The 20,304-nt window shown below is 36.4% G+C and carries 18 protein-coding genes; 2 read left to right on the top strand and 16 right to left on the bottom strand.

Features of this window, described 5'->3' with window-relative positions; genetic code table 11:
* Nucleotides 1-21: 21 nt before the first annotated feature.
* The 3 genes from MTP08_RS03930 to MTP08_RS03920 form a co-directional block, all read right to left on the bottom strand.
* On the bottom strand, nt 22-378 hold the full coding sequence (locus MTP08_RS03930) for a hypothetical protein (protein WP_209390928.1): 357 nt from the start codon (nt 376-378) through the stop codon (nt 22-24).
* Between the two features lie 143 nt (nt 379-521).
* A complete protein-coding gene (locus tag MTP08_RS03925; RefSeq protein WP_243577133.1) occupies nt 522-2,456 on the bottom strand; it encodes an ABC-F family ATP-binding cassette domain-containing protein in 1,935 nt (644 codons plus the stop codon).
* Between the two features lie 79 nt (nt 2,457-2,535).
* Nucleotides 2,536-3,153, bottom strand: a complete 618-nt coding sequence (locus MTP08_RS03920; RefSeq protein WP_243577132.1) for a DUF5715 family protein — start codon at nt 3,151-3,153, stop codon at nt 2,536-2,538.
* 320 nt (nt 3,154-3,473) lie between these two features.
* Between MTP08_RS03920 and aqpZ the strand changes: the two genes are divergently transcribed.
* Complete coding sequence (gene aqpZ, locus MTP08_RS03915; protein ID WP_243577131.1) at nt 3,474-4,187, top strand: aquaporin Z; 714 nt, start codon at nt 3,474-3,476, stop codon at nt 4,185-4,187.
* Nucleotides 4,188-4,244: 57 nt separating this feature from the next.
* Here the strand turns inward: aqpZ and MTP08_RS03910 are convergent, their stop codons facing one another.
* From MTP08_RS03910 to MTP08_RS03880, 7 genes are all read right to left on the bottom strand, one after another.
* Entirely contained in the window at nt 4,245-4,790 is a 546-nt protein-coding gene (locus MTP08_RS03910) for a hypothetical protein (RefSeq protein ID WP_243577130.1), read from the bottom strand.
* Nucleotides 4,791-4,840: 50 nt separating this feature from the next.
* Nucleotides 4,841-5,821, bottom strand: coding sequence for a LuxE/PaaK family acyltransferase (locus MTP08_RS03905; protein WP_243577129.1), 981 nt, complete (start codon nt 5,819-5,821; stop codon nt 4,841-4,843).
* A gap of 60 nt (nt 5,822-5,881) precedes the next feature.
* Nucleotides 5,882-6,670, bottom strand: coding sequence for a UDP-2,3-diacylglucosamine diphosphatase (locus tag MTP08_RS03900; protein WP_243577128.1), 789 nt, complete (start codon nt 6,668-6,670; stop codon nt 5,882-5,884).
* A 27-nt stretch (nt 6,671-6,697) separates the two neighbouring features.
* Nucleotides 6,698-7,141, bottom strand: a complete 444-nt coding sequence (gene queD / locus MTP08_RS03895) for a 6-carboxytetrahydropterin synthase QueD (protein WP_209390921.1) — start codon at nt 7,139-7,141, stop codon at nt 6,698-6,700.
* Nucleotides 7,142-7,451: 310 nt separating this feature from the next.
* Complete coding sequence (locus MTP08_RS03890; RefSeq protein WP_243577127.1) at nt 7,452-8,210, bottom strand: hypothetical protein; 759 nt, start codon at nt 8,208-8,210, stop codon at nt 7,452-7,454.
* Between the two features lie 18 nt (nt 8,211-8,228).
* Complete coding sequence (locus tag MTP08_RS03885) at nt 8,229-9,311, bottom strand: putative type IX sorting system protein PorV2 (protein WP_209390919.1); 1,083 nt, start codon at nt 9,309-9,311, stop codon at nt 8,229-8,231.
* Nucleotides 9,308-10,201 (bottom strand): DMT family transporter, encoded by an 894-nt coding sequence (locus MTP08_RS03880; RefSeq protein WP_209390918.1) that lies wholly within the window; start codon nt 10,199-10,201, stop codon nt 9,308-9,310. The genes MTP08_RS03885 and MTP08_RS03880 overlap by 4 nt, the downstream gene beginning before the upstream one ends.
* A gap of 368 nt (nt 10,202-10,569) precedes the next feature.
* Between MTP08_RS03880 and MTP08_RS03875 the strand changes: the two genes are divergently transcribed.
* Nucleotides 10,570-12,198 carry an acyl-CoA carboxylase subunit beta gene (locus MTP08_RS03875; RefSeq protein ID WP_243577126.1) on the top strand — a complete coding sequence of 543 codons (1,629 nt, stop codon included), beginning with the start codon at nt 10,570-10,572 and terminating at the stop codon, nt 12,196-12,198.
* Between the two features lie 61 nt (nt 12,199-12,259).
* Here MTP08_RS03875 and MTP08_RS03870 read toward each other — a convergent pair whose 3' ends face one another.
* The 6 genes from MTP08_RS03870 to MTP08_RS03845 all read right to left on the bottom strand — a co-directional run bounded on the left by MTP08_RS03870 (nt 12,260) and on the right by MTP08_RS03845 (nt 20,304).
* Complete coding sequence (locus tag MTP08_RS03870) at nt 12,260-12,796, bottom strand: GNAT family N-acetyltransferase (protein WP_243577125.1); 537 nt, start codon at nt 12,794-12,796, stop codon at nt 12,260-12,262.
* 25 nt (nt 12,797-12,821) lie between these two features.
* Nucleotides 12,822-13,577 carry a LytR/AlgR family response regulator transcription factor gene (locus MTP08_RS03865; protein WP_243577124.1) on the bottom strand — a complete coding sequence of 252 codons (756 nt, stop codon included), beginning with the start codon at nt 13,575-13,577 and terminating at the stop codon, nt 12,822-12,824.
* Between the two features lie 8 nt (nt 13,578-13,585).
* The gene (locus MTP08_RS03860) at nt 13,586-14,689 is read right to left on the bottom strand and encodes a sensor histidine kinase (RefSeq protein WP_243577123.1); all 1,104 of its coding nucleotides are present in this window, start codon (nt 14,687-14,689) and stop codon (nt 13,586-13,588) included.
* Nucleotides 14,690-16,090 carry an efflux transporter outer membrane subunit gene (locus tag MTP08_RS03855; RefSeq protein ID WP_243577122.1) on the bottom strand — a complete coding sequence of 467 codons (1,401 nt, stop codon included), beginning with the start codon at nt 16,088-16,090 and terminating at the stop codon, nt 14,690-14,692. It abuts the gene before it with no gap.
* Nucleotides 16,091-16,275: 185 nt separating this feature from the next.
* A complete protein-coding gene (locus MTP08_RS03850) occupies nt 16,276-17,007 on the bottom strand; it encodes a metallophosphoesterase family protein (RefSeq protein WP_243577121.1) in 732 nt (243 codons plus the stop codon).
* Between the two features lie 174 nt (nt 17,008-17,181).
* The gene (locus tag MTP08_RS03845; RefSeq protein ID WP_243577120.1) at nt 17,182-20,304 is read right to left on the bottom strand and encodes an efflux RND transporter permease subunit; all 3,123 of its coding nucleotides are present in this window, start codon (nt 20,302-20,304) and stop codon (nt 17,182-17,184) included.

The following is a 20,304-nucleotide window of genomic DNA, read 5'->3' as shown; positions in this document are numbered from 1 at the left end:
CAAAAAAAAGAATTAAAAAAATTAAGAAATGGCGGGTGGACCGCGAAGCTGAAAAGAATATTTGGATTGTGCCCAAATTTTTTCTTGTAAAGTAAAAATCTGATGCGTTTCTTCTGAATGCTGAATTGCCTGAAAAACAAATTCTTCAGGAAGAAGCGTATTTCCCGTAGAAATAAAATGACAGGCTAAACAGTCGCCTTTAGATTCTTTAGCATCGGATTTCGTAATGGTATTTTCTGATTTTTTAAGATTGAAAGTTTTCAATGTATCAGAAAAATCGTGGTCATGAAATGTCTGAGAAAATAACGCAAAAAAGTAAATCCCAAACATCAGTTTGGAGATAAAACTCTTTATAGCTCTGCTTTTCTTACAAATCATGATACAAAATTATAAAAAATAAACGGAAGACAATAAGATTATGATTTAAAATTAAGTAATAGACTTTATAATTTAAGCATTAATATTTTTTTCAACAAAAAAGATGAACTCAAACAAGTTCATCTTTTTATATTTTCTGAAAATTAATTAAGCTGAGTTCCCAAATATTCCCATTCCTGAAGGGCAAGATCGAGCTCTTCTTTGGTTTTGTTGTATTTTTCCAACGTTTCCTCAGAAGGATTTTCTTTAGTAAATAAAGTTTCAAAATTTTCTATCTTCGTTTCGAGTTCAGTAATCTGCTCTTCTACTTTTTTCAGTTTGTTCTGAATATTTTTCTGCTCTTTAGTAACAATGGAGGAAGACTGAGTATTATTGGCGGCAGGTTTTTCTTCCACTTTTTTAGTTTCAGCCTTTTTTGCATCATCGCTGTGCAGTTTTGCTTTTTCTGCAGAAATTTCACGGATGGATTCTTTTTGTCTGAATTCTAAATATTCGTTGATATCGCCTAAGAATTCTTTCATTTTACCGTCACGGAATTCATAAATTTTATCGCAAAGTCCTTGTAAAAATTCTCTGTCGTGAGAAATTACAATTAAAGTACCTTCAAACTTCTGTAAAGCGAGTTTAATAATTTCTTTCGACTGAATATCTAAGTGATTGGTAGGTTCGTCCATAATAAGCGTATTGAACGGACGCAACAACAGTTTACAAAGTGCAAGACGGTTTCTTTCTCCTCCGGAAAGCACTTTAGTTTTTTTATTCACAGCTTCACCCTGAAAAAGGAAAGAACCCAGTAAATCTCTTACTCTGGGTCTGGTTTCTTCGGTTGCAGCATCTTCGGCTTCTTCCTGAACGGTTTTATTCGGCGTTAAAACTTCTTCCTGATTTTGAGCAAAGTATCCAATGTTCACATTATGTCCTAAATTCCAGCTTCCGGAATAATCTTTAATATCACCTGCCAAAATTTTAGCCAAAGTCGTTTTTCCCTGTCCGTTCTGTCCCAAAAGAGCAATTCTGTCTCCTCTTTGTACGATGAAATCTACATCATCAAATATCTGTTTTTCGCCATACGCTTTCCCTAAGTTTTCGGCTTCAAAAATGATTTTTCCCGGAACTTGAGATTGCACAAAACGAATATTAAATTTAGAAACATCTTCATTATCAACCTCTATACGCTCGATTTTATCTAACTTCTTTATTAAAGACTGTGCAAAAGATGCTTTGGTAGCACTTGCTCGGAATTTATTGATATTGTCTTCCATCTGCTTGATTTCCGCATCCTGATTCTTCTTAGCCTGAATCAGTTTTTCTCGGCGGTCTTCACGCATCACCAGATATTTGGAATAATTGGCTTTATAATCGTCTACTTTTTTATTGTTGATATCGAAAGTTCGGTTACACACAGCAGTCATAAACTGTTTATCGTGACTCACCAAAACAATCGCTCCCGGATAATCTTTTAAGAAGTTCTCGAGCCAGATAATAGATTCCATATCCAAGTGGTTGGTAGGCTCATCGAGAAGCATAATATCGTTCTTTTGAAGAAGGAGTTTTGCGAGTTCAATTCTCATTCTCCAACCTCCTGAAAACTCGTCGGTAATTTTCTGAAAATCATCTGCTTTAAAGCCCAGACCGAAAAGAACTTTTTCCATATCGCCTTCCAGATTATAGGCATCATGATTCAGAAGAAGATCATTCAATTCGGTCATTCTGTTAATTAAATCCGAATAGGAGTCGCTTTCGTAGTCGGTTCTTACAGTCATTTGGTGATTAACCTCTTCCAGTTCTTCTTTCCAGGCATTAATCTGCTCAAAAGCCTGCATTGTTTCGTTCCAGACAGTTCTCCCTTTCACAAAATCAAGATCCTGCTTCAAAAAACCAATGGTAACATTTCCTTCGGGAACCACATTTCCTTCGTAGAAAGAAATTTCTCCTGAAAGCATTTTCAATAATGTAGATTTTCCGGCTCCATTTTTACCGACCAAGCCTACTTTATCATCTTTTTTGATGGTAAAATTGACATTTTGAAACAAATAATTTCCCGAATGATGTAATCCTAAACCCTGAACCGAAAGCATCTTTATATATAATTATTGATGAATATTGACTGCGAATGTTTTTCGGGTGCAAAAGTAAGGAAAATAAAAGAATTGTATATCAGTAATTTCTTACCGTAACATGAAAGCAACTTTGCTGTCTTTCTTTGATGTAATAAATACGACCTAAATCGGCATAATGCTTTAAAACTTTTTCCAGAGAGGCTTCAAGTTTTGGATTATTTTTAAGAACATTATTGAATCTCACATAAGAAATATCGAAAGAATTTCCATAATTGTGAGAGCTGATTCCTAAAGATGCATTACTGTTTACTCTCCTCAGTCTGCATTGGTCTTCAAGAGTTCTTGTAAGAGAAGAAACCGTAAATAACTGACCTTTTGTTTCTTTACTGAATTTTGTTCCTATATTTTCTAAGGTTGTTTTAGCTTTGGAAACAAGATAAGCTCTGCTGTAATCTAACTTCTGAACACAATACCCTTTACCTTTCTTTTTTACGGTATGAAATTTACCTTTATTGATGTATTTCTGAACATGAGAAGCATTCTCCAGTAATTTTACTTTAAAACTCCTCGAAGCTTCCAAGTGTGGAAGATAAAGTATGGTTGGCTGAACTTTCAGAACCGTATTTAAGTCATAACAAGGAATATTTTTCTTTGCCGACTGTGCATAAAAAAACTGATGAAATAATAACAAAAATAAGTACAGCAGCTTCTTCATTAAGGTATTTTTATCTTGAACTTCTTTTTTTCTGTAAAGTTTTCAAATATAGGGATTTTACTTAAAAACCGGAACGCTTAAATTCTTATTGAAAAGTGAATTATTTAAAATCCAAACAATATTTCTCTTTACTAATAATCATTTATTGTTTTAAAATCCTTCTAAAAAGCAAAATTACATTATAAATATTTCATAAAATTAATACTATTCACAACAAAAAAGACAAAACAGAATCAAATAAAATATATTTTTCCTATATAAAAAGGTTAATCATTGAATATTTAATTTTTGTACATTAGCAATCAATTAAAAACATCAAAATGATTTCAAAAACTTCAAAATTTATTGCCGAAATGTTCGGCACAATGGTACTTGTTCTTATGGGTTGCGGAAGTGCAGTAATTGCCGGAGCAGATGGCACAACCGGGGTTGGACTATTAGGAATTTCTTTTGCATTCGGACTGAGTGTTGTTGCCATGGCGTACGCAATAGGACATATTTCCGGATGCCACATTAATCCGGCTATTTCTATCGCAATGGTTGCCGCAGGAAGAATGAAGATGGACGAAGCTGTTCGTTACGTCATTGCACAAATTCTCGGAGCTATTATCGGAGCCGGAATTCTGTATGTAATTTTCACCAATCATCCCGGCGCAGAGATGAAACCTTGGGCACTTGGATCCAATGGTTGGGGAACAGGATATTTGGACGCTTATAATACTACCGCAGCTTTTGTAGCCGAATTTGTGTTCACCTTTATTTTCCTTATGGTTATTTTGGGATCTACATCTACCAAAAACATCAACGGCGGATTCGCAGGTTTAGCAATAGGCTTTTCTTTGGTACTCATTCACATTGTTGGTATAAAAATAACAGGAGTTTCCGTAAACCCTGCAAGAAGTATAGGACCGGCAATATTTGCAGGAGGAGAGGCACTTTCTCAGCTTTGGCTGTTTATTGCAGCACCGGTTTTGGGTGGTATAGCCGCAGCTTTCACTTATAATTTAATGATTGAGAAGCCAGAAAAAATATAGCAATTATTAATTTTCATTATTTATAATAGATCCCGCTTTCTTTATACAAGGCGGGATTTATTTTTTCTTTTTAATGTCGAACGGATTTTTAAAAATAAGTTCTTCATGTTTTCCTTTAATTTCCATTTTGCGATAGAGAAGATTGAGAGCCATTTTACGGATAAACAAATCTTTATCGGCTAGTTTCCAATAAGAATCTTCATGAACTTTTTTAGGTTTTCTGATGATATAAAATTCCGTTTCCCAAGAATCTACGTTGTGATAGAATTCAATAATTCCACAATGTTCAGGAATTTGTTGGTGATCTATCATTCCCATTGGAAGCAAGAAACTGAAAGTATTACAAATATAATCTCCGCAACCAATTTTATCGTGTTTCAGAAATTTTTCTCCGGTTGAAGTATTGATGTATGACTTTTTAAAATCGTTTTTAAAATCACTTTTAGACAGTTTAATTTCTATTTCATGACTGAAACCTTCGGAATTGATGACCAAAATATCTGCCTCCCAATCTGCCTGAAAATGATTTGTAAGCACAATTTCTTTCTCAAAATCGCATTGAGAATGAATATATGCATGTACAAGTTCTTCAATTTTTAACACTGTTCAGATTAAATGAAAATATTTCTAAATTCTCAAGAGATAAATTATAACTAACTCACCAAAAGGCTGCAACCACGAATATCCGAATGATCTATCCTGCCTAAAACCTGAAATTTATTTTGATTGATTTTCCCTAAATCCTGAGTAGCAATAAAAGAACAAGAATGAATATTTGCCAAATCTATAATATTAATAGCACCGGTTCTGCCGTCTTTTTCGTAACTGAAAGGATCTTCTGTATTTCTAATTAAAATTCTCATCCAATTGGGAAATTCATATTCATTATTTCCCAAAGAATATGCCTGCGAAAGCAATTCTGTCATAGAATATTCAGAATAAATTTTTGAAGTTTTAAAACCTTTTTGAAGTATTTTCAGCAATTCATCTTTGGTCATTTCCTCTTTCCTTCCTTTCATTCCGCCCGTCTCTATCACCGTAAGATTTTGAGATTCTGCAAGAGAAAGTTGCTGCGACTCTAAAGTATCCAAGAAATCGAGAAGTGCAAAAGAAACCCCGAAAAGAATGACTTTTTTATCTTTAATACTCGATAAAAGATCAAACAAATCGGTATGATTGTAAAGAAAATAACCATTTTCAGGCTTTCCGGATTTCTTTATTAAATAATCTACCATATACACCAGTGAAGAATTCTGTCTTTCGAGATAATTGGGTAATAAACCCAGAAAAATAAAATCTTCAGGTTTTCCTATAAATTTCTCAAAGCTTTTTTCAATACTTTCCTGATAAAGTTTTTCGTCTGCAATAAAATGTTTAGAAAGATTCATCTGCGTTGTTCCCGAACTTTGAAAGTAAAAATCTGTAATTTTATTTTTATCTAAAACGGTATGATTTTTAAATATTTCTATTGGTAGAAACGGTATTTCTGCTAAAGATGTTACATTTTCAGGGCGAATATTAAGATAATCAACAAATTTTCTGTACACTTCAATATTTTCGTATTGAAATTTAAAAACATCTAGGCAAGCTTCAAAAAACTCTGCTTCGGTGTCGATGGCGAATATATTTTTCAACGATTTTAAATTTTATAATTCTTTTAATAGAAAGTTATTAAGAATAAAAATCATCCGTTTCTATGAGGATATTTTAGGTTCTGCTTCAAAAGTTTTTAATTCGAAATCTTTTTCAAAAACTCCATAAGTGAAATAGGAAATCCAATCTCCTAAATTGATGTATTTAGAATGGTTATTCAAATCTAAAACCAATGGTAAATGACGGTGTCCGTAGACAAAATAATCTATATTTTCTTTTTCCAGCTTCTTTTTAGAATAGATAATGAGAAATTCTTTGTCTTCTCCTAAAAATTCTTTGTCTTCGTCGCCAGAAATCATCTTATTTTTTTGAGACATATACAACGCTAGTTTCATGGCAATATCAGGATGAAGCCACTTGAAAAACCATTGTGCAACAGGATTGGTAAAAAGTTTTTTCATTCTTTTATAGCCTTTATCTCCGGGACCTAAACCGTCTCCGTGAGCGAGTAAAAACTGTTTACCTCCAATTTCAAAATATTGCTTTTGGTAAAATACGGTGCAGCCAATTTCTTCTTCAAGATAATCTTTCATCCACAAATCGTGATTTCCTACAAAGAAATAAATGTGAATTCCGCTGTCTTTAAGTTCTGCTATTTTCCCTAAAACCCGAACGTAACCTTTAGGAACTACATAGTTCCATTCGTGCCAAAAATCGAACAAATCTCCCATCAGAAAAATTACCTGAGCATCTTTCTTAATTTCGTTCATCCAACGGATAAATTTTTCTTCGCGAATTTTACTTTGTTTAGGATTGGGAGATCCAAAATGCTGATCTGAAGCAAAATAAACCTTCTTTCCCGGATCCAAATGAATGGTAGTTTTAAGCACTATTAACTTTTTTATCTATAAACAAAATTAATTATCCTCTGCAAACCATTCTCCATAAGAATTTTCGGTTTCGTGCAACTTAAGATAAGCAAGTGAAATACCTTCCGGAAGTTTAGACTTTATTTTTGCCGCAATAGCGTATAGCATATTTTCGCAAGTTGGCTGAAAGGTACAGTAAATAACTTTATGCCCTTGGTCTTCTAGGCTTTCGCCCAGTTCTTTATGAGGAGAAAGACCATTAATTAAAACTGCATGATCCCAAACATCTACAATTTCAGACTTTACAATTGTTTTTATATCTCCAAAATCTACAACCATTCCGTTTTTGGGATGGTTTATATCATTAATAGGTTTTCCTTTTACGGTAACGAAAAGTTTATAGGAATGTCCGTGCATATTTTTACACTTACCATCGTAATTGTATAGAACATGAGCGGTTTCGAATGTAAAAATTTTTGTAATACGTATCATTCTGCAAAGATACGGATTTTGCGTTACAAGATTTCAGGATAAGCGGTTCAGAAAAAATTACTCCATCGAATTAACCAGTACAAAATAACGGTATGCTAAAATACCTTTCTGCAATTTTGTTAACTTGGAGGGATCTTTATCGCTAAGTTTCGGTAAAACCATCTTATTGATCTTATTTAAAACTTTAAAAACAGACTTTCTCATTTTATATTTATGATTGGTTTATGTTTAAATAATGAAACTTCAATGCCAAAATTTCACTGTTTTTCAATAAAAATTCAATAATAAAGGTTTTTATAGCAATTTTATGCTATTTTATTTCAGAAAAAACTTCTTTAGAATACTCTTCATTTCCTTTTGGAATTTCAATTACGATAGTTCCATTTTCAAAGTATCCGAAGGTATTTTCGCCAGACTTTAATTTTACTTTAAAATTATCTTTTTTCGTTGTAGATTTAAAAGTAGCAAAAGGTACAGAACTGTTATTTTCCACCAAAATAAACTGATGATCATCAAGCTGTATTTTCTGCAAAACTATTTTCCCATTACCATATTTCCCTGAATTTTCTCTGATATTTTCAGGTTTCTGAATAGTTGCCTCTTTTAGATACACTTGCTTACTTTCCTCTTTTGCAGGGTTTTGGTTCAAGATTTCTTTAGGATTGGCTGTCGGAATTGTAAGCAAAGCCTGCTTTAAAGCATCCTGAAATCCTTCTTCAAATTCTTTTATAGAAGAACTTCCTTTTTGTGAAGCAATAACTTTACTGTTGCAATCTTTAAATTCTACCACAACTTTATTTCTTAGAAAACCACTGTCGTTCAGCACATCTACATCCAAAACATTACATGGATTAGAATTGGCTTCTGAAGGCCATTCTCCGCGATTTTCAGAAAGGATTATATATTTTTTAAATTTCAGATTTTGAGATATAACCTTACTTAAACCGTAATTTTGTTTTTTAAAGCTCTTAAAATTTTCCGGTACTGAAATATATTGATAATCTGATACTTTCTGAGCAAAAGAGATTGCAGAAACAGAGATTAGTAAGGATATATATAATTTTTTCATGCTCAAAATAAAAATTCATTAATCGTTTCTAAATTCACCCATATCCAGTTTCAGAGAGAAGAAATTGGAATAAAAATTTGATCCTCCAATTCCTGAATTACTGATAGCATAATCTAAAGTAAGACCTCTGTATCTAATACCAATACCCGCACTTGGCTGAAAAGAAACTTTTCTTTTAAGATCTTCTATATCGGTTATCGACTGAAATCTGTTAACTCCCAATCTCACAAAAATCATTTTCTGATACCCCAGTTCTGCTCCTGCATAAGGTGTTATGCTTGCAAAATCTGTAGAAAGCAGTGCCGCTGTTTTCGCAAAATCTACATTAATGCCGGCTTCAGGTAAAACATAAAGACTGCTGTTAATTTCAAACAATTTACTGGCTCCGGCGTTAAGTTTCGGCATTGTAAGTTCCATTTTATCTTTCGGAGCGGGGTTAAACTCTTCACCATTTACCACCGTAGAAAGTTCTTTTTGGTTGATGTTCCAAAAGTTGACGGTAGTTGTTGCATCGCGAAGCATACCTCCTATTTTCCAGCCGTTATCTAATTTATAGATGGCTCCGATATCAAAACCAAAACCATATCCATTGGCAAATTTCCCTACATTTCTGTACACAATTTTTGCATTAATCCCGACATCTAAGTTAGGATTACCTCCCGGATTAAAGGCATAAGAAATAATCCCGGCATAGTCCGACTGAGAAAATCTTGTTATTTTATCATAATCAATATTTCCTTCTGTATCTATAAGTTGGGTGGTATTAAGAATATTATCAACACCCAATCTCACCACAGAAACTCCGAAAACACCTGTTTCTAAAACTTTAGCGTATGCAAGGTAATCGTATTTGGCAATAGATTCAAAATACTCTGCGTGCATTGCTGCTCCCTGCCAATCTTTCTGAATAGACATTAACCCTGCAGGATTCCACATCGGAGAATATACATCATCCTGATTGGTAATTACTGCACCACCCATTCCTATTCCTCTTGCTCCAGCTCCGATATTTAAAAATTCGTTGGAATATTTTCTGATAATCTGTGACTGGTAGGTCGCAAAAACCGTTGTTAGCAATAATAAAAAGTATTTTTTCATCATATAGATTGATGCTTATTAAGTTTTTTCTGTTTCCTGTTTTTTATTACAGCATTAGCTAATATTGCTAAAATCATGACCAAAGAGGCAATATAAAATACCGGACTCATATTTTCTGATTCTTCAAAGATAAAAAAAGCTAATATAATTCCGTAAACCGGCTCCAAATTTACTGTTAAAATTAATGTAAATGGCGAAATATATTTCATTAGCTTAATAGATTCAAACATGGGATAAGCGGTAAATACACTTGCCAATAAGCCTATTAACGCCAAATCTCTATAGTTTATTTCGTTCATTTCAACAATTTGTCCTGTAGCAACATAAAAAAGCATTAATATGAACCAGCCGGTAAATATTTCATAAAAAATAATATTCCCAGAGCTGGTTTTACCAAAAAGTTTTCCGTTACATACCGAAAAAATTGTCCCAAAAACAGCACATAATATTCCGAAAAATATTCCTTCTTTATATTGAAATTCAGTTTTAAAAATTAAGAGAATGCACGAAACAATAACGACTCCCATTATAACTTCAGAAATATCTATTTTTCTTTTATACACCAAAGGTTCCAGAACCGACGCAAAAAGCGTAGAAAGAGAAAGACAGCTTAATGCAATAGAAACATTAGAAACTTTTATAGAATAAAAAAAGCAGTACCAGTGCAGTGCCATAAAAAAGCCCACTCCTGCCAACTGAAAAAAAAGCTTTTTTGAAACCTTAATACTTTCTTTCTTAAAAAACCTAAGAAAAACATACAGAAAAATAGACGCAAAAAGCATACGGTAAAATACAAGAATGGGTGCATTAGCGGTAATCAGTTTACCTAAAATTGCGGTGAAACCCCACAAAAAAACAATAAAATGTAATCTGAAAAGTGCTAATTTCTGCATAATGTCTTCCTAAATATCCCAAGTGCAAATCTACTAATCTGTTTTCACATTGAGAAGGAATTAATTAAAGCTGAAATATTTTTAAATAAAAATCGTTTTTATAACAAAAACCCTGAAAGTCTATGAAACTTTCAGGGCCTTCAAATAATAAACTATTAAAAAAATAAACTAGGAACTTAGAGTATTTCACCAAAGTATTTACTCTGATACTCTTGGGTAAAATTATAAAATATTACGAACATAACAAAACTTAACTTTGTTAAACTTTTCATAAAATTCTGAAAACCAAAAACTTAAATATACTCCTTATCATTTTATTGTTATTTTGCCAAAAATAGTATCTTTAGGCAGTTTAAAAAATAGATTTCATGGATATTGAATTTAATAAAAGGGAAGATCAGAATAAATTAAAACTTTCTGAAATTAACCGTCTCTTCAACGAAATTAAAAAAGGAGGTGGCGAAAAAAGACTTCAGAAACTTCGTGATGAAGGAAAAATGACGGCAAGAGAAAGAATAGATTATCTTCTTGATAAAAATTCAGATTCTATAGAAATCGGAGCTTTTGCCGGATACGAAATGTATGAAGAACATGGAGGCTGCCCAAGTGGTGGTGTGGTGGTGGTGATGGGATATGTTTCCGGAAGACAATGTATTGTTGTTGCCAATGATGCTTCTGTAAAAGCTGGAGCCTGGTTTCCTATAACCGGCAAAAAAAACCTGAGAGCACAGGAAATTGCGATGGAAAACAGACTCCCAATTATCTATTTGGTAGATTCTGCAGGTGTTTATCTTCCTATGCAGGACGAAATTTTTCCTGATAAAGAAATGTTCGGCAGAATTTTCAGAAACAATGCAAAAATGAGTGCCGCAGGAATTATCCAGATTTCTGCAGTAATGGGAAGCTGTGTTGCGGGTGGAGCATATCTCCCAATTATGAGCGACGAAGCCATGATTGTAGATAAAACCGGTTCTATTTTTCTAGCCGGAAGTTATCTGGTAAAAGCTGCAATCGGGGAATCTATTGATAATGAAACCTTAGGAGGAGCCACTACCCACTGCTCTATTTCAGGAGTAACAGACTATAAAGCTAAAGACGATAAAGACGCTCTAGATCGTATAAAAAACATCATGAAATCTGTTGGAACTTACGAAAAAGCAGGTTTCGACAGAATTGAAAGTTTTCCGCCAAAAGAAAAACCTGAAAATATTTTCGGAATCATGCCGGTATCCCGTGCAGAACAATATGATACTACGGATATTATTAAATGTCTTGTAGACAATTCTGAATTTGAAGAATATAAACCAGACTACGGAAAAAGCATTATTTGTGCAACAGCAAGAATTGATGGATGGTCTGTAGGAATTGTTGCCAACCAAAGAAAACTGGTAAAAAGCGGAAAAGGAGAAATGCAGTTCGGTGGTGTAATATATTCCGATTCTGCAGATAAAGCAACCCGATTTATCGCCAATTGTAACCAGAGAAAAATCCCTTTGGTATTTTTGCAGGATGTTACCGGTTTTATGGTGGGTTCAAAATCCGAACATGGCGGAATTATTAAGGACGGAGCCAAAATGGTAAATGCCGTTTCTAATTCTGTCGTTCCAAAATTTACTATTATTACAGGTAATTCTTACGGAGCAGGTAATTACGCAATGTGCGGTAAAGCCTACGATCCAAGATTAATTGTAGCTTGGCCATGGGCAGATCTTGCGGTAATGGGCGGTGCACAGGCTGCTAAAGTTTTAGCACAAATACAAGAATCTACTTTAAAGAAGCAAGGAAAAGAGATTTCCGCGGAAGAACATAAAGAAATTCTAGATACAATTTCAAAAAAATACCAGAAACAGACAGAAGCTACTTATGCTGCTGCAAGACTGTGGACAGATGCCATCATTAATCCTATTGACACCAGAAAATGGATTTCTATGGGAATAGAAGCAGCCGATCATTCTCCAATTACAGAGAAATTTAACTTAGGAGTTATTCAGGTTTAAATTCAATAAAACTTAATAAAATAAGAGGCTTAGATTTTTATCTGAGCCTCTTTTATTAAAACTATTTCCTCTCCCATTCCCGTTTCAAAATAGCCAATTGCATGGTATTTTCGTACCGCAAACTGCCATCATCATTTTTCACGAACGAAACATAATCCAGAAACAGCCCTTCCTGACGCATGCCGAGGCGTTTGCATAATTTTTGGGAAGGCAAATTATCCTCTTCTACGTAGCAATAGATTCTGCGGGTATTTTTTTCCTCAAATAAATAATCGAATAAGCCTTTGGCAGCCTCGCTGGCAAAACCCTGACCTCCGAATTTGGAATTGAAATTCCACCCTACGCCATAAGTATCGCTATCCCGTTCGGGGTATGCAAACAAGTTTCCGATGAGACTTCCGTTTTCTTTTAAACAAACTGCAAATTGCGAGGAATCCCAACTCTTTTTTTCGGTTTCGGCAAGTGCTTCGCCGAGGTCCGATAACTTTTCGTCCATAAAACAATTGACTCTCGGCTCTTCAAAATAATCAAACAAATCGGGTGCATCTTCTTTTTCGAATCGGCGAATGATTAAGCGTTCTGTTCTAAAAAATTCCATTTTTTTTCTGATTTTAATTGATTGATTACCGATCTAACCACAACTTGAATTGCGGCATTTTGATTCGGCTGACGATTACTTCTGCTTCGCGGTCACGTTTCAGAATGATTTTTGATTTCTCATTAAAATATTTATGAATACTATCGATACTGTTGATGCTCAGAATATACTGCCGATTGACACGGAAAAAAAACTGCGGATCCAGCTGTTCTTCCAGCTCTTCCAAATTATACGGCACGGCAACTGAAGAGCCATCTAACAATCGGAAATAGACATTCTTATGCTCAAGATAAGCATAATCAATATCCTCTACCTGCACCATTTTGTAAGTCTCCCGAAAGTGCAGTAAAAACCGGCTTTTGTATTTTTTTTGATGCGTGCGGAACATCTCCATCAATGCGCCCAAATCGTCTTCGGAAAATTGTGGTTTTATGCGCGTTACTTTCTCCATTGCTTCTTCCAGTTCTTCTTTAACAATCGGTTTTAGAAGATATGCAGAACCGTACACCTTAAAAGCCTGCAAGGCATACTCGTCATAAGCCGTGGTAAAAATCACCGGTGACTGCACTTTGGTTTGCTTAAAAATCTCAAACGACAAACCGTCTGCCAACCGGACATCCATAAAGATAACATCCGGTGCAGAATGGCTGCTCAGCCACTCCACGCTTTCTTCGATACTTGGTAAAACAGCGAGCAGTTCTGCCGTATCATCGTACTTTTCGACACTGCTTTTCAGCAATTCGGCGTTATGCAATTCGTCTTCTACAATAAGATATTTCATAGCATTTTTTACAGCATTAATAAAGGTAATTTAACTTCAAACTGGTCAGATTTGGTTATAACTTCAGGCATTTTCCCTTGCAGCAATTGGTATCTTTCCCGGATGTTTTTGAGTCCCATTCCGGTACTTTTATAATCGATATTGATACGTTGCAGATTATTTTTTACCGTGATGACACAATTTTCATCACTTTCGATAAAAATCGTGAGTGGCTGCTTAAGTGTCGAGATATTATGCTTAATGGCATTCTCAATCAACAGTTGCAAAGTAACCGGCGGGATGCCTTTGCCCTTGTCGCCATCTTTCACATTTATCTCTAAATGGATACTTTCTCTGTGACGAATTTTGATGAGATGAAAATACATTTCTACAAACTTTAATTCTTCATCCAGAGAAACCATATCCTTTTTTGCCGTGGTCAAAATATAGCGATAAACACGGGAAAGATTAGACAAAAATGCATGAGCTGCTTCTTTATCGGTCTCAATCAGTTGCGTTAAAATACTGAAATTATTGAAGAGAAAATGCGGATCTAACTGCAATTTGAGAATCTCCAACTCCGACTGTAAGGCATTTTCTTTGAGCTGATGGGCGTGTATTTCCAGCTTATTACTTTCGATTACTTTGGCTTTCCATTTTTCGAAAAAGAAATAAGAATTATAAAAACTGTTTACAAACGCGGCTACCACAATGTTCACCACCAAATATTGTTTTATTCCCAACTCAATTTCCTGACTTGTTTCAGAAGGCTCGGGCCAAATCCATTCGTACACCACATTTTCCAGATACAGTAACAAGAACATACAGCCAATTACCACCAATGTGGTGATCAGAAAATGAATCACCATATTGTTTTTTACCAGCTTCCATTTTTCGGCACCTTCAGAAAGCAGTCGGATAATCCAGAACAAAATGCCATACATTGCAATGCCGCCCAAAATGGTGGCACCAATCTCCGTCCATTTTGCTTGTTTGTAAAAATCCCACCAACTGCTTTGCGGATTAAGAAGAAACTGGATAAAGTTTGCCAATGCCAAAGAAACCAACACGCCACTCCAGTGGAAAAAAAATTTCCAAAAAGAGTTTTTCCAGATGGTATCGTGATTGTTCATTTAATTACCGCCCAAAGATTTGTATAAAGCAATATACGTATTTATTTCTTTCTGAATCGCCATGGTATAAGCCAATTCGGTTTGGAAATAACTTTGCTGCACGGTAAGCACTTCCAGATAATTGGCTTCTCCGTATTTATAAAGGATTTGAGCATCTTTAATCGCTTTATCCATGGCGGTTTTCCGGTTATTAACCTCAACCAGTTGTTCTTTGATCCGGTTGATATTACTCAATGATGTACTAACCTCTTCTACGGCATTCAGCACCGATTTCCGGAACTGATGCACAGCAGCTTCCCGCTGATGCACCGCCTGTTCATAAGCAGATTTTATCGTTCTTCTATTGAAAATAGGTTGCGTAAGACCTGCCGCCGCATTTCCGAACAATGATGCCGGAATCGAAAACCAATGGCTGGCTTTCACAGCATTGAGACCACCTTGTCCGCTAATTTTAAGACTCGGATAAAAGTCGGTTTTGGCTATTCCCACTCGTGCAGAAGCCGCTTGCAAAACCAACTCCTGCTGTTTTACATCGGGACGGTTTTGGAGCACATCTGCCGGGATGCCCGCATTAATATCCGATCCAAAAGCCATTCTGCCAAAAGTATGGGTGCGTTCTACCGGCTCGGGATAGCGGCCGGCAAGCGTTTGCAAAACGTTTTCCTGCGCTTTGATGCTCGCTTTTATTTCAGGAATTAAGGCTCTGGTTTCTGCCAACTGTGCCTGCGATTGTTTTATTGCCAAAGACGTAACATCGCCTACGCTGTATTGTATCTTGAGCATATCCAGAGTTTGTTGCATACTTTTTTCCACTTCTTGTGTGATACGCAACTGCTCATCCAGACTCAGGAGATTATAATAAGCCTGTGCAGTTTGCGCAATGAGCTGAACCCGCAAAGCACGGCGATTTTCGGCAAGGCTAAGATAGTTGGACAAGGCTTCTTCTCTTTGTTTTTTCAGTTTTCCCCAAAAATCGATGTCCCAAGAGACCGGAACTGCAAAATTGTATTCCTCAAAAACATTATCTCCGGCCACCGATCCCATCATACTGTTTTTAGAAAGCCTTTGCACACCGGCATTCACCTGCAAATTAATATCTGGCAAGTAGTTCAGTTTGATGCTTTTCAGCATAGCTTCTGAGGCTAAAATCTGCTCTGTAGCTGTACCAAGATCAGGATTATTTGCCATTACATCATCCATCAATTTCACCAATGCAGCATCCGTAAAAAATTGTTTGTAAGAGGGAGTTTCCGAAATCGAAGCATCATCCGCAGCAGCTTTATTTTCATAACTTTGCGGAAGATTTAGCTCGGGGCGTTGGTAATCTTTGGTGACTTTACAGGATTGCAAAAGTACTGAAGCCACTGCGATCTTTATACTATTTTTACTTATTAATTTCATTTGAGATTAACTTTAGTTCTCAATTCAAAATTAAGCTGTAATTTTCTTCGAAGATTATAAAGATGCTTGAAGTGATGAAATCGGAAACTGAAATGAGGAAATACAGATTCTACCGATTTCAATTCTTTTTTCTAAAAAAAACTTCTTATGAAATTGAAGTTCGAAATGTAAACACGACTAAATAATCAATCCAAACTCAAAAGAAAATCGGCATAGAAATCAGGGATTTCGCTTTTATAGATAGCATCGGCAACGGCATTGATGTTATAATCAACTTTCACAATTTCGGGTAAAATTTCTTCATCCCGAAAGGTGATGATTCCATAAGTTGCCTTCCGGTCGGCTTCTTTAGAACGCCCCACAGAACCGACATTTATCACCCAAATATCCTCTGTTTTCTGGATATAAGAATAATGGGTATGTCCCATACAAACGATATTTATTTGTCGGTTTTTCAATTCCTGAAGCATTTGTTCTTTATTATCTTTTTCAAAAACGTACTCGTCATTGCTGTTTAATGAAGCGTGAACCAAAAGGACATTCAGATTCACTTTTGAGGTAGGAACGGTAAGTTCTAAATTCAGCGGTAATGAACCGAGCCATTGCTTGTTTTCGTCTGTAATGTATTTTTTACTGTGATTGATTGCCACAAAACGATTGGCAGTTTCCTTTTCGCTATGATGACTTAATGGAATAATCGGTAAATCGTATGCAATCCGCTCGTCATGATTTCCTAAAAGACAAGGGATATTTTTTGCCTTCATGAGATTGATAACCTCATTGCCCCACGGTGCAAAATCTACCAAATCTCCAAGACAATAAATGTCGGATATATTACGGGATTCCAGATCTTCGAGTACTTTTTGCAACGCCGGCAGGTTGCCGTGTATATCGCTGATAATAGCTATCTTCTTCATAATCTTCACAGTACAAGTGTATTTTTAAATTCAGCAACAGGCCGCTAATGTGCTTCTGTATTGATAAAATTGCTTTACAAAAATAAGAAGAAAGAAACTAAAAAAGATCGGTTCTAATCAAAAAAAATAGAGTAACGAAACTGCTCCGCTACTCTATTTTGCTGATGACATGAATTATTTCACCCCCGAAATCCGATCTTGCAAAGTTTGGAAAATCATATACAAAACCGGGATAATCAGAACGCCTAAAAGCACGCCACTCAGCATTCCGCCGGCAGCACTGATGCTAATAGATTTGTTACCAATTGCTGTACCGCCCGTTGCGAACATCAACGGTACCAATCCCGCAACAAAGGCAAAAGACGTCATCAAAATTGGTCGCAAACGCATTTTGGCACCGGCAAGACCAGCCTCAAACACCGACAATCCGGATTTGCGTTGTTGGATAGCAAATTCTACAATCAGGATGGCGTTTTTGGCGAGCAAGCCTACCAGCATAATTAAGGCGATCTGTACATAAATATTATTATCTATCCCTGCAAATCCTGTGGCGAGAAACACACCCAAAATCCCCGTAGGTAAAGACAACATTACTGCCAATGGCAACAGATAACTCTCGTATTGTGCAGATAGTAAAAAGTACACAAACAAGATACTCAACCCGAAAATAAAGACCATCTGCGAGCCCGATTTCTTTTCTTGCAGACTCAGCCCGTTATACTCGTAGCTGTAGCCTTTGGGCAAATCTTTTTTCAGAACCTCATCAATAACCGCCATTACTTTTCCGGTACTTGCGCCATTAGCGGCATTCACATTAATACTGATGCTATTGTACAAATTATATCGGCTGATACCTTGCGGACCAAACACTTTTTTGAGGGTAACCAAAGTAGAAATCGGTACCATCTCGTTTTGATTGTTGCGAATCATAATATTATCCAGCGATGCTTCGTTCTTCCGAAATTCGGCTTCGGAACGGACATTCACACGGTATAATCTCCCAAAACGCACAAAGTCGGTGGTTTGCGAACCGGTAAGATACAACTGCAAGGCATCCATTACTTCTTTTGGTGTTAAGCCCAATTGTTGCGCTTTATCCTCGTTCAGAATCACTTCGTATTGTGGGAAATCACTTCGGAATGTGGTAAATGCCATCCCGATTTCCGGTTTTTTATTGAGGGCTTCGATAACTTTTTTACTGATGTTTTCAAAATCGTTGATATTACCAGAAGTTCTGTCCTGCAGCACAAATTCTACACCGCCGGCATTCCCAAAACCTTCTACCGCAGGATTTCTGAAAATCAAAAACTCGCCTCTTATTTTTCCCTTCATTTGGTTTTCGATTTTGTGCATCACATCATTAATATCCGAAACGGCACCTCTGTCTTTTGGATTTTTTAGAGTAATAAATCCCATTGCTGCATTGGGCGAAGATCCTGAACTAAACAAACTGAATCCCGAAACCGTACTGACACTTTTTACTTCGGGTAAAGATTGAACAATTTTGGTCGCCTTTTCCATTTCTTTGGTGATGAACTGAAGATTGGCACCCGCCTGAAGATTAACCACAAAGGTTAAATTGTTATCATCTTCCTCCGGCACAAAGCCTTTTTGGGAAGAATTCATCAGAAGGAAAGCACCTAACGAAACCACAATCAGCGCACCCAAAGCCATTATTTTCTTTTTGCCTAAAAAGCGTACCGCACCAATGTATTTATCCGTAAGACGTTCGAAACTGGCATTAAAAGCCTCAGAAAAACGTTGGGTAAATTTTTTCGGTTTGCCATTATTGTTATGTTGATGATTTTTGAGTAACAAGGCGCACAAAGCCGGACTCAAAGTCAGTGCATTGACTGCCGAAATTAGAATCGCAATCGCCAAGGTATAAGAAAACTGCTTGTAAAAAATACCCGCAGGACCTTCCATAAAACCAACCGGGAGAAATACCGCCGACATTACCAAAGTAATCGAAATAATTGCCCCGCTGATTTCGCTCATCGCAGAAACCGTTGCAGTCTTGGCATCGTCTCCTGTCTCCTCCATCTTGGCGTGCACCGCCTCTACCACCACAATAGCATCATCCACCACAATCCCGATTGCGAGGACCAATGCAAAAAGCGTTAAAACATTTACCGAAAAGCCAATCAGATAGATAAAAAAGAATGTCCCGATAATGGAAACAGGAACGGCAATTGCCGGGATAATCGTAGAACGGAAATCCTGTAAGAATATCAAAACGACGATAAATACTAAGATAAAGGCTTCTATCAAAGTTGATTTCATTTGGGCAATGGATGCATCCAGACGATTCTTCATACTCTGAATGACCTCGAAATGGATTCCATCCGGCACACTTTTTTGGAAGCTCTCTAATGATTTTCCGACTTCTATAGCGATGTCATTGGCATTAGAACCACTGGCTTGCAACACGGCAAAAACCACAGATGGTTTGCCATCGGTAAACGTATCGCTGGAGTAATTAGACAATCCAAACTCGATGCGCGCCACATCTCCCAAACGGAGAATAGAGCCATCATTTTTAGACCGAAGAATGATTTTTTCAAACTCTTCGGGCTTATTCAGTTTCCCTTTGTAGCGCAAAACGTATTGCAGAGAGGCATCGGTTTCTTGCCCCAAACTTCCGGGAGAAGCCTCGAAGCTGTACTGTTGTATTGCATTCTCCACATCTGCGGGCACAAGCCCGTAGGACGAGAGTTTTGTCGGATTGATCCAAACCCTCACCGAATAATCTTTCGCTCCAAACAAACTCACATTTCCCACACCGGGGATACGTTTTAGCTCCGGAATCAGATTGATATTAGCATAATTCTGCAAAAAAGCCTCGTCATATTTTTCGGGTTTATCGCTATTGATATTGACAATCATCAGATAGCTTGTTTGTTGTTTGGTGGTGGTTAATCCCAAACGTATCACCTCCGACGGCAATTGCGCATTTGCCTGAGCCACGCGGTTCTGGACATTTACGGCAGCCTGATCCGGATCTACACCTTGTTTAAAAACAATGGTAATAGAAAAACTACCGTCATTAGATGCGTTAGAGGTCATATACTGCATATTTTCTACCCCATTTATCGCTTGTTCCAAAGGTGTAACAACAGACCGAATTACACTTTCGGCATTTGCGCCCGGGTAAGTTCCGGATACAAAAACGGTAGGCGGCGCAATTTCCGGAAACTGCGTCATCGGGATTCGTAACAATCCCAAAATCCCCAACAAAACCAATATAATGGAAATAACGGTAGCCAGTACCGGTCTTTTTATGATTGTTTTTAACAT

Origin of the sequence: Chryseobacterium oryzae, from assembly GCF_022811665.1 — a bacterium.
GTDB lineage: Bacteria > Bacteroidota > Bacteroidia > Flavobacteriales > Weeksellaceae > Chryseobacterium > Chryseobacterium oryzae.
The sequence above is the reverse complement of the archived record's forward strand: the minus strand, read 5'-3'. Positions and strand labels throughout refer to the sequence as shown.

Coding starts and splice junctions, on each gene's coding strand:
- MTP08_RS03885 (WP_209390919.1), bottom strand. CDS start 9,311: ATGATGAAAAAATACTTTTTATTATTGCTAACAACGGTTTTTGCGACC.
- MTP08_RS03920 (WP_243577132.1), bottom strand. CDS start 3,153: ATGAAGAAGCTGCTGTACTTATTTTTGTTATTATTTCATCAGTTTTTT.
- MTP08_RS03925 (WP_243577133.1), bottom strand. CDS start 2,456: ATGCTTTCGGTTCAGGGTTTAGGATTACATCATTCGGGAAATTATTTG.
- MTP08_RS03855 (WP_243577122.1), bottom strand. CDS start 16,090: ATGAAATTAATAAGTAAAAATAGTATAAAGATCGCAGTGGCTTCAGTA.
- MTP08_RS03875 (WP_243577126.1), top strand. CDS start 10,570: ATGGATATTGAATTTAATAAAAGGGAAGATCAGAATAAATTAAAACTT.
- MTP08_RS03930 (WP_209390928.1), bottom strand. CDS start 378: ATGATTTGTAAGAAAAGCAGAGCTATAAAGAGTTTTATCTCCAAACTG.
- MTP08_RS03860 (WP_243577123.1), bottom strand. CDS start 14,689: ATGAACAATCACGATACCATCTGGAAAAACTCTTTTTGGAAATTTTTT.
- aqpZ (WP_243577131.1), top strand. CDS start 3,474: ATGATTTCAAAAACTTCAAAATTTATTGCCGAAATGTTCGGCACAATG.
- MTP08_RS03845 (WP_243577120.1), bottom strand. CDS start 20,304: ATGTTAAAAACAATCATAAAAAGACCGGTACTGGCTACCGTTATTTCC.
- MTP08_RS03850 (WP_243577121.1), bottom strand. CDS start 17,007: ATGAAGAAGATAGCTATTATCAGCGATATACACGGCAACCTGCCGGCG.
- MTP08_RS03865 (WP_243577124.1), bottom strand. CDS start 13,577: ATGAAATATCTTATTGTAGAAGACGAATTGCATAACGCCGAATTGCTG.
- MTP08_RS03890 (WP_243577127.1), bottom strand. CDS start 8,210: ATGAAAAAATTATATATATCCTTACTAATCTCTGTTTCTGCAATCTCT.
- MTP08_RS03880 (WP_209390918.1), bottom strand. CDS start 10,201: ATGCAGAAATTAGCACTTTTCAGATTACATTTTATTGTTTTTTTGTGG.
- MTP08_RS03870 (WP_243577125.1), bottom strand. CDS start 12,796: ATGGAATTTTTTAGAACAGAACGCTTAATCATTCGCCGATTCGAAAAA.
- queD (WP_209390921.1), bottom strand. CDS start 7,141: ATGATACGTATTACAAAAATTTTTACATTCGAAACCGCTCATGTTCTA.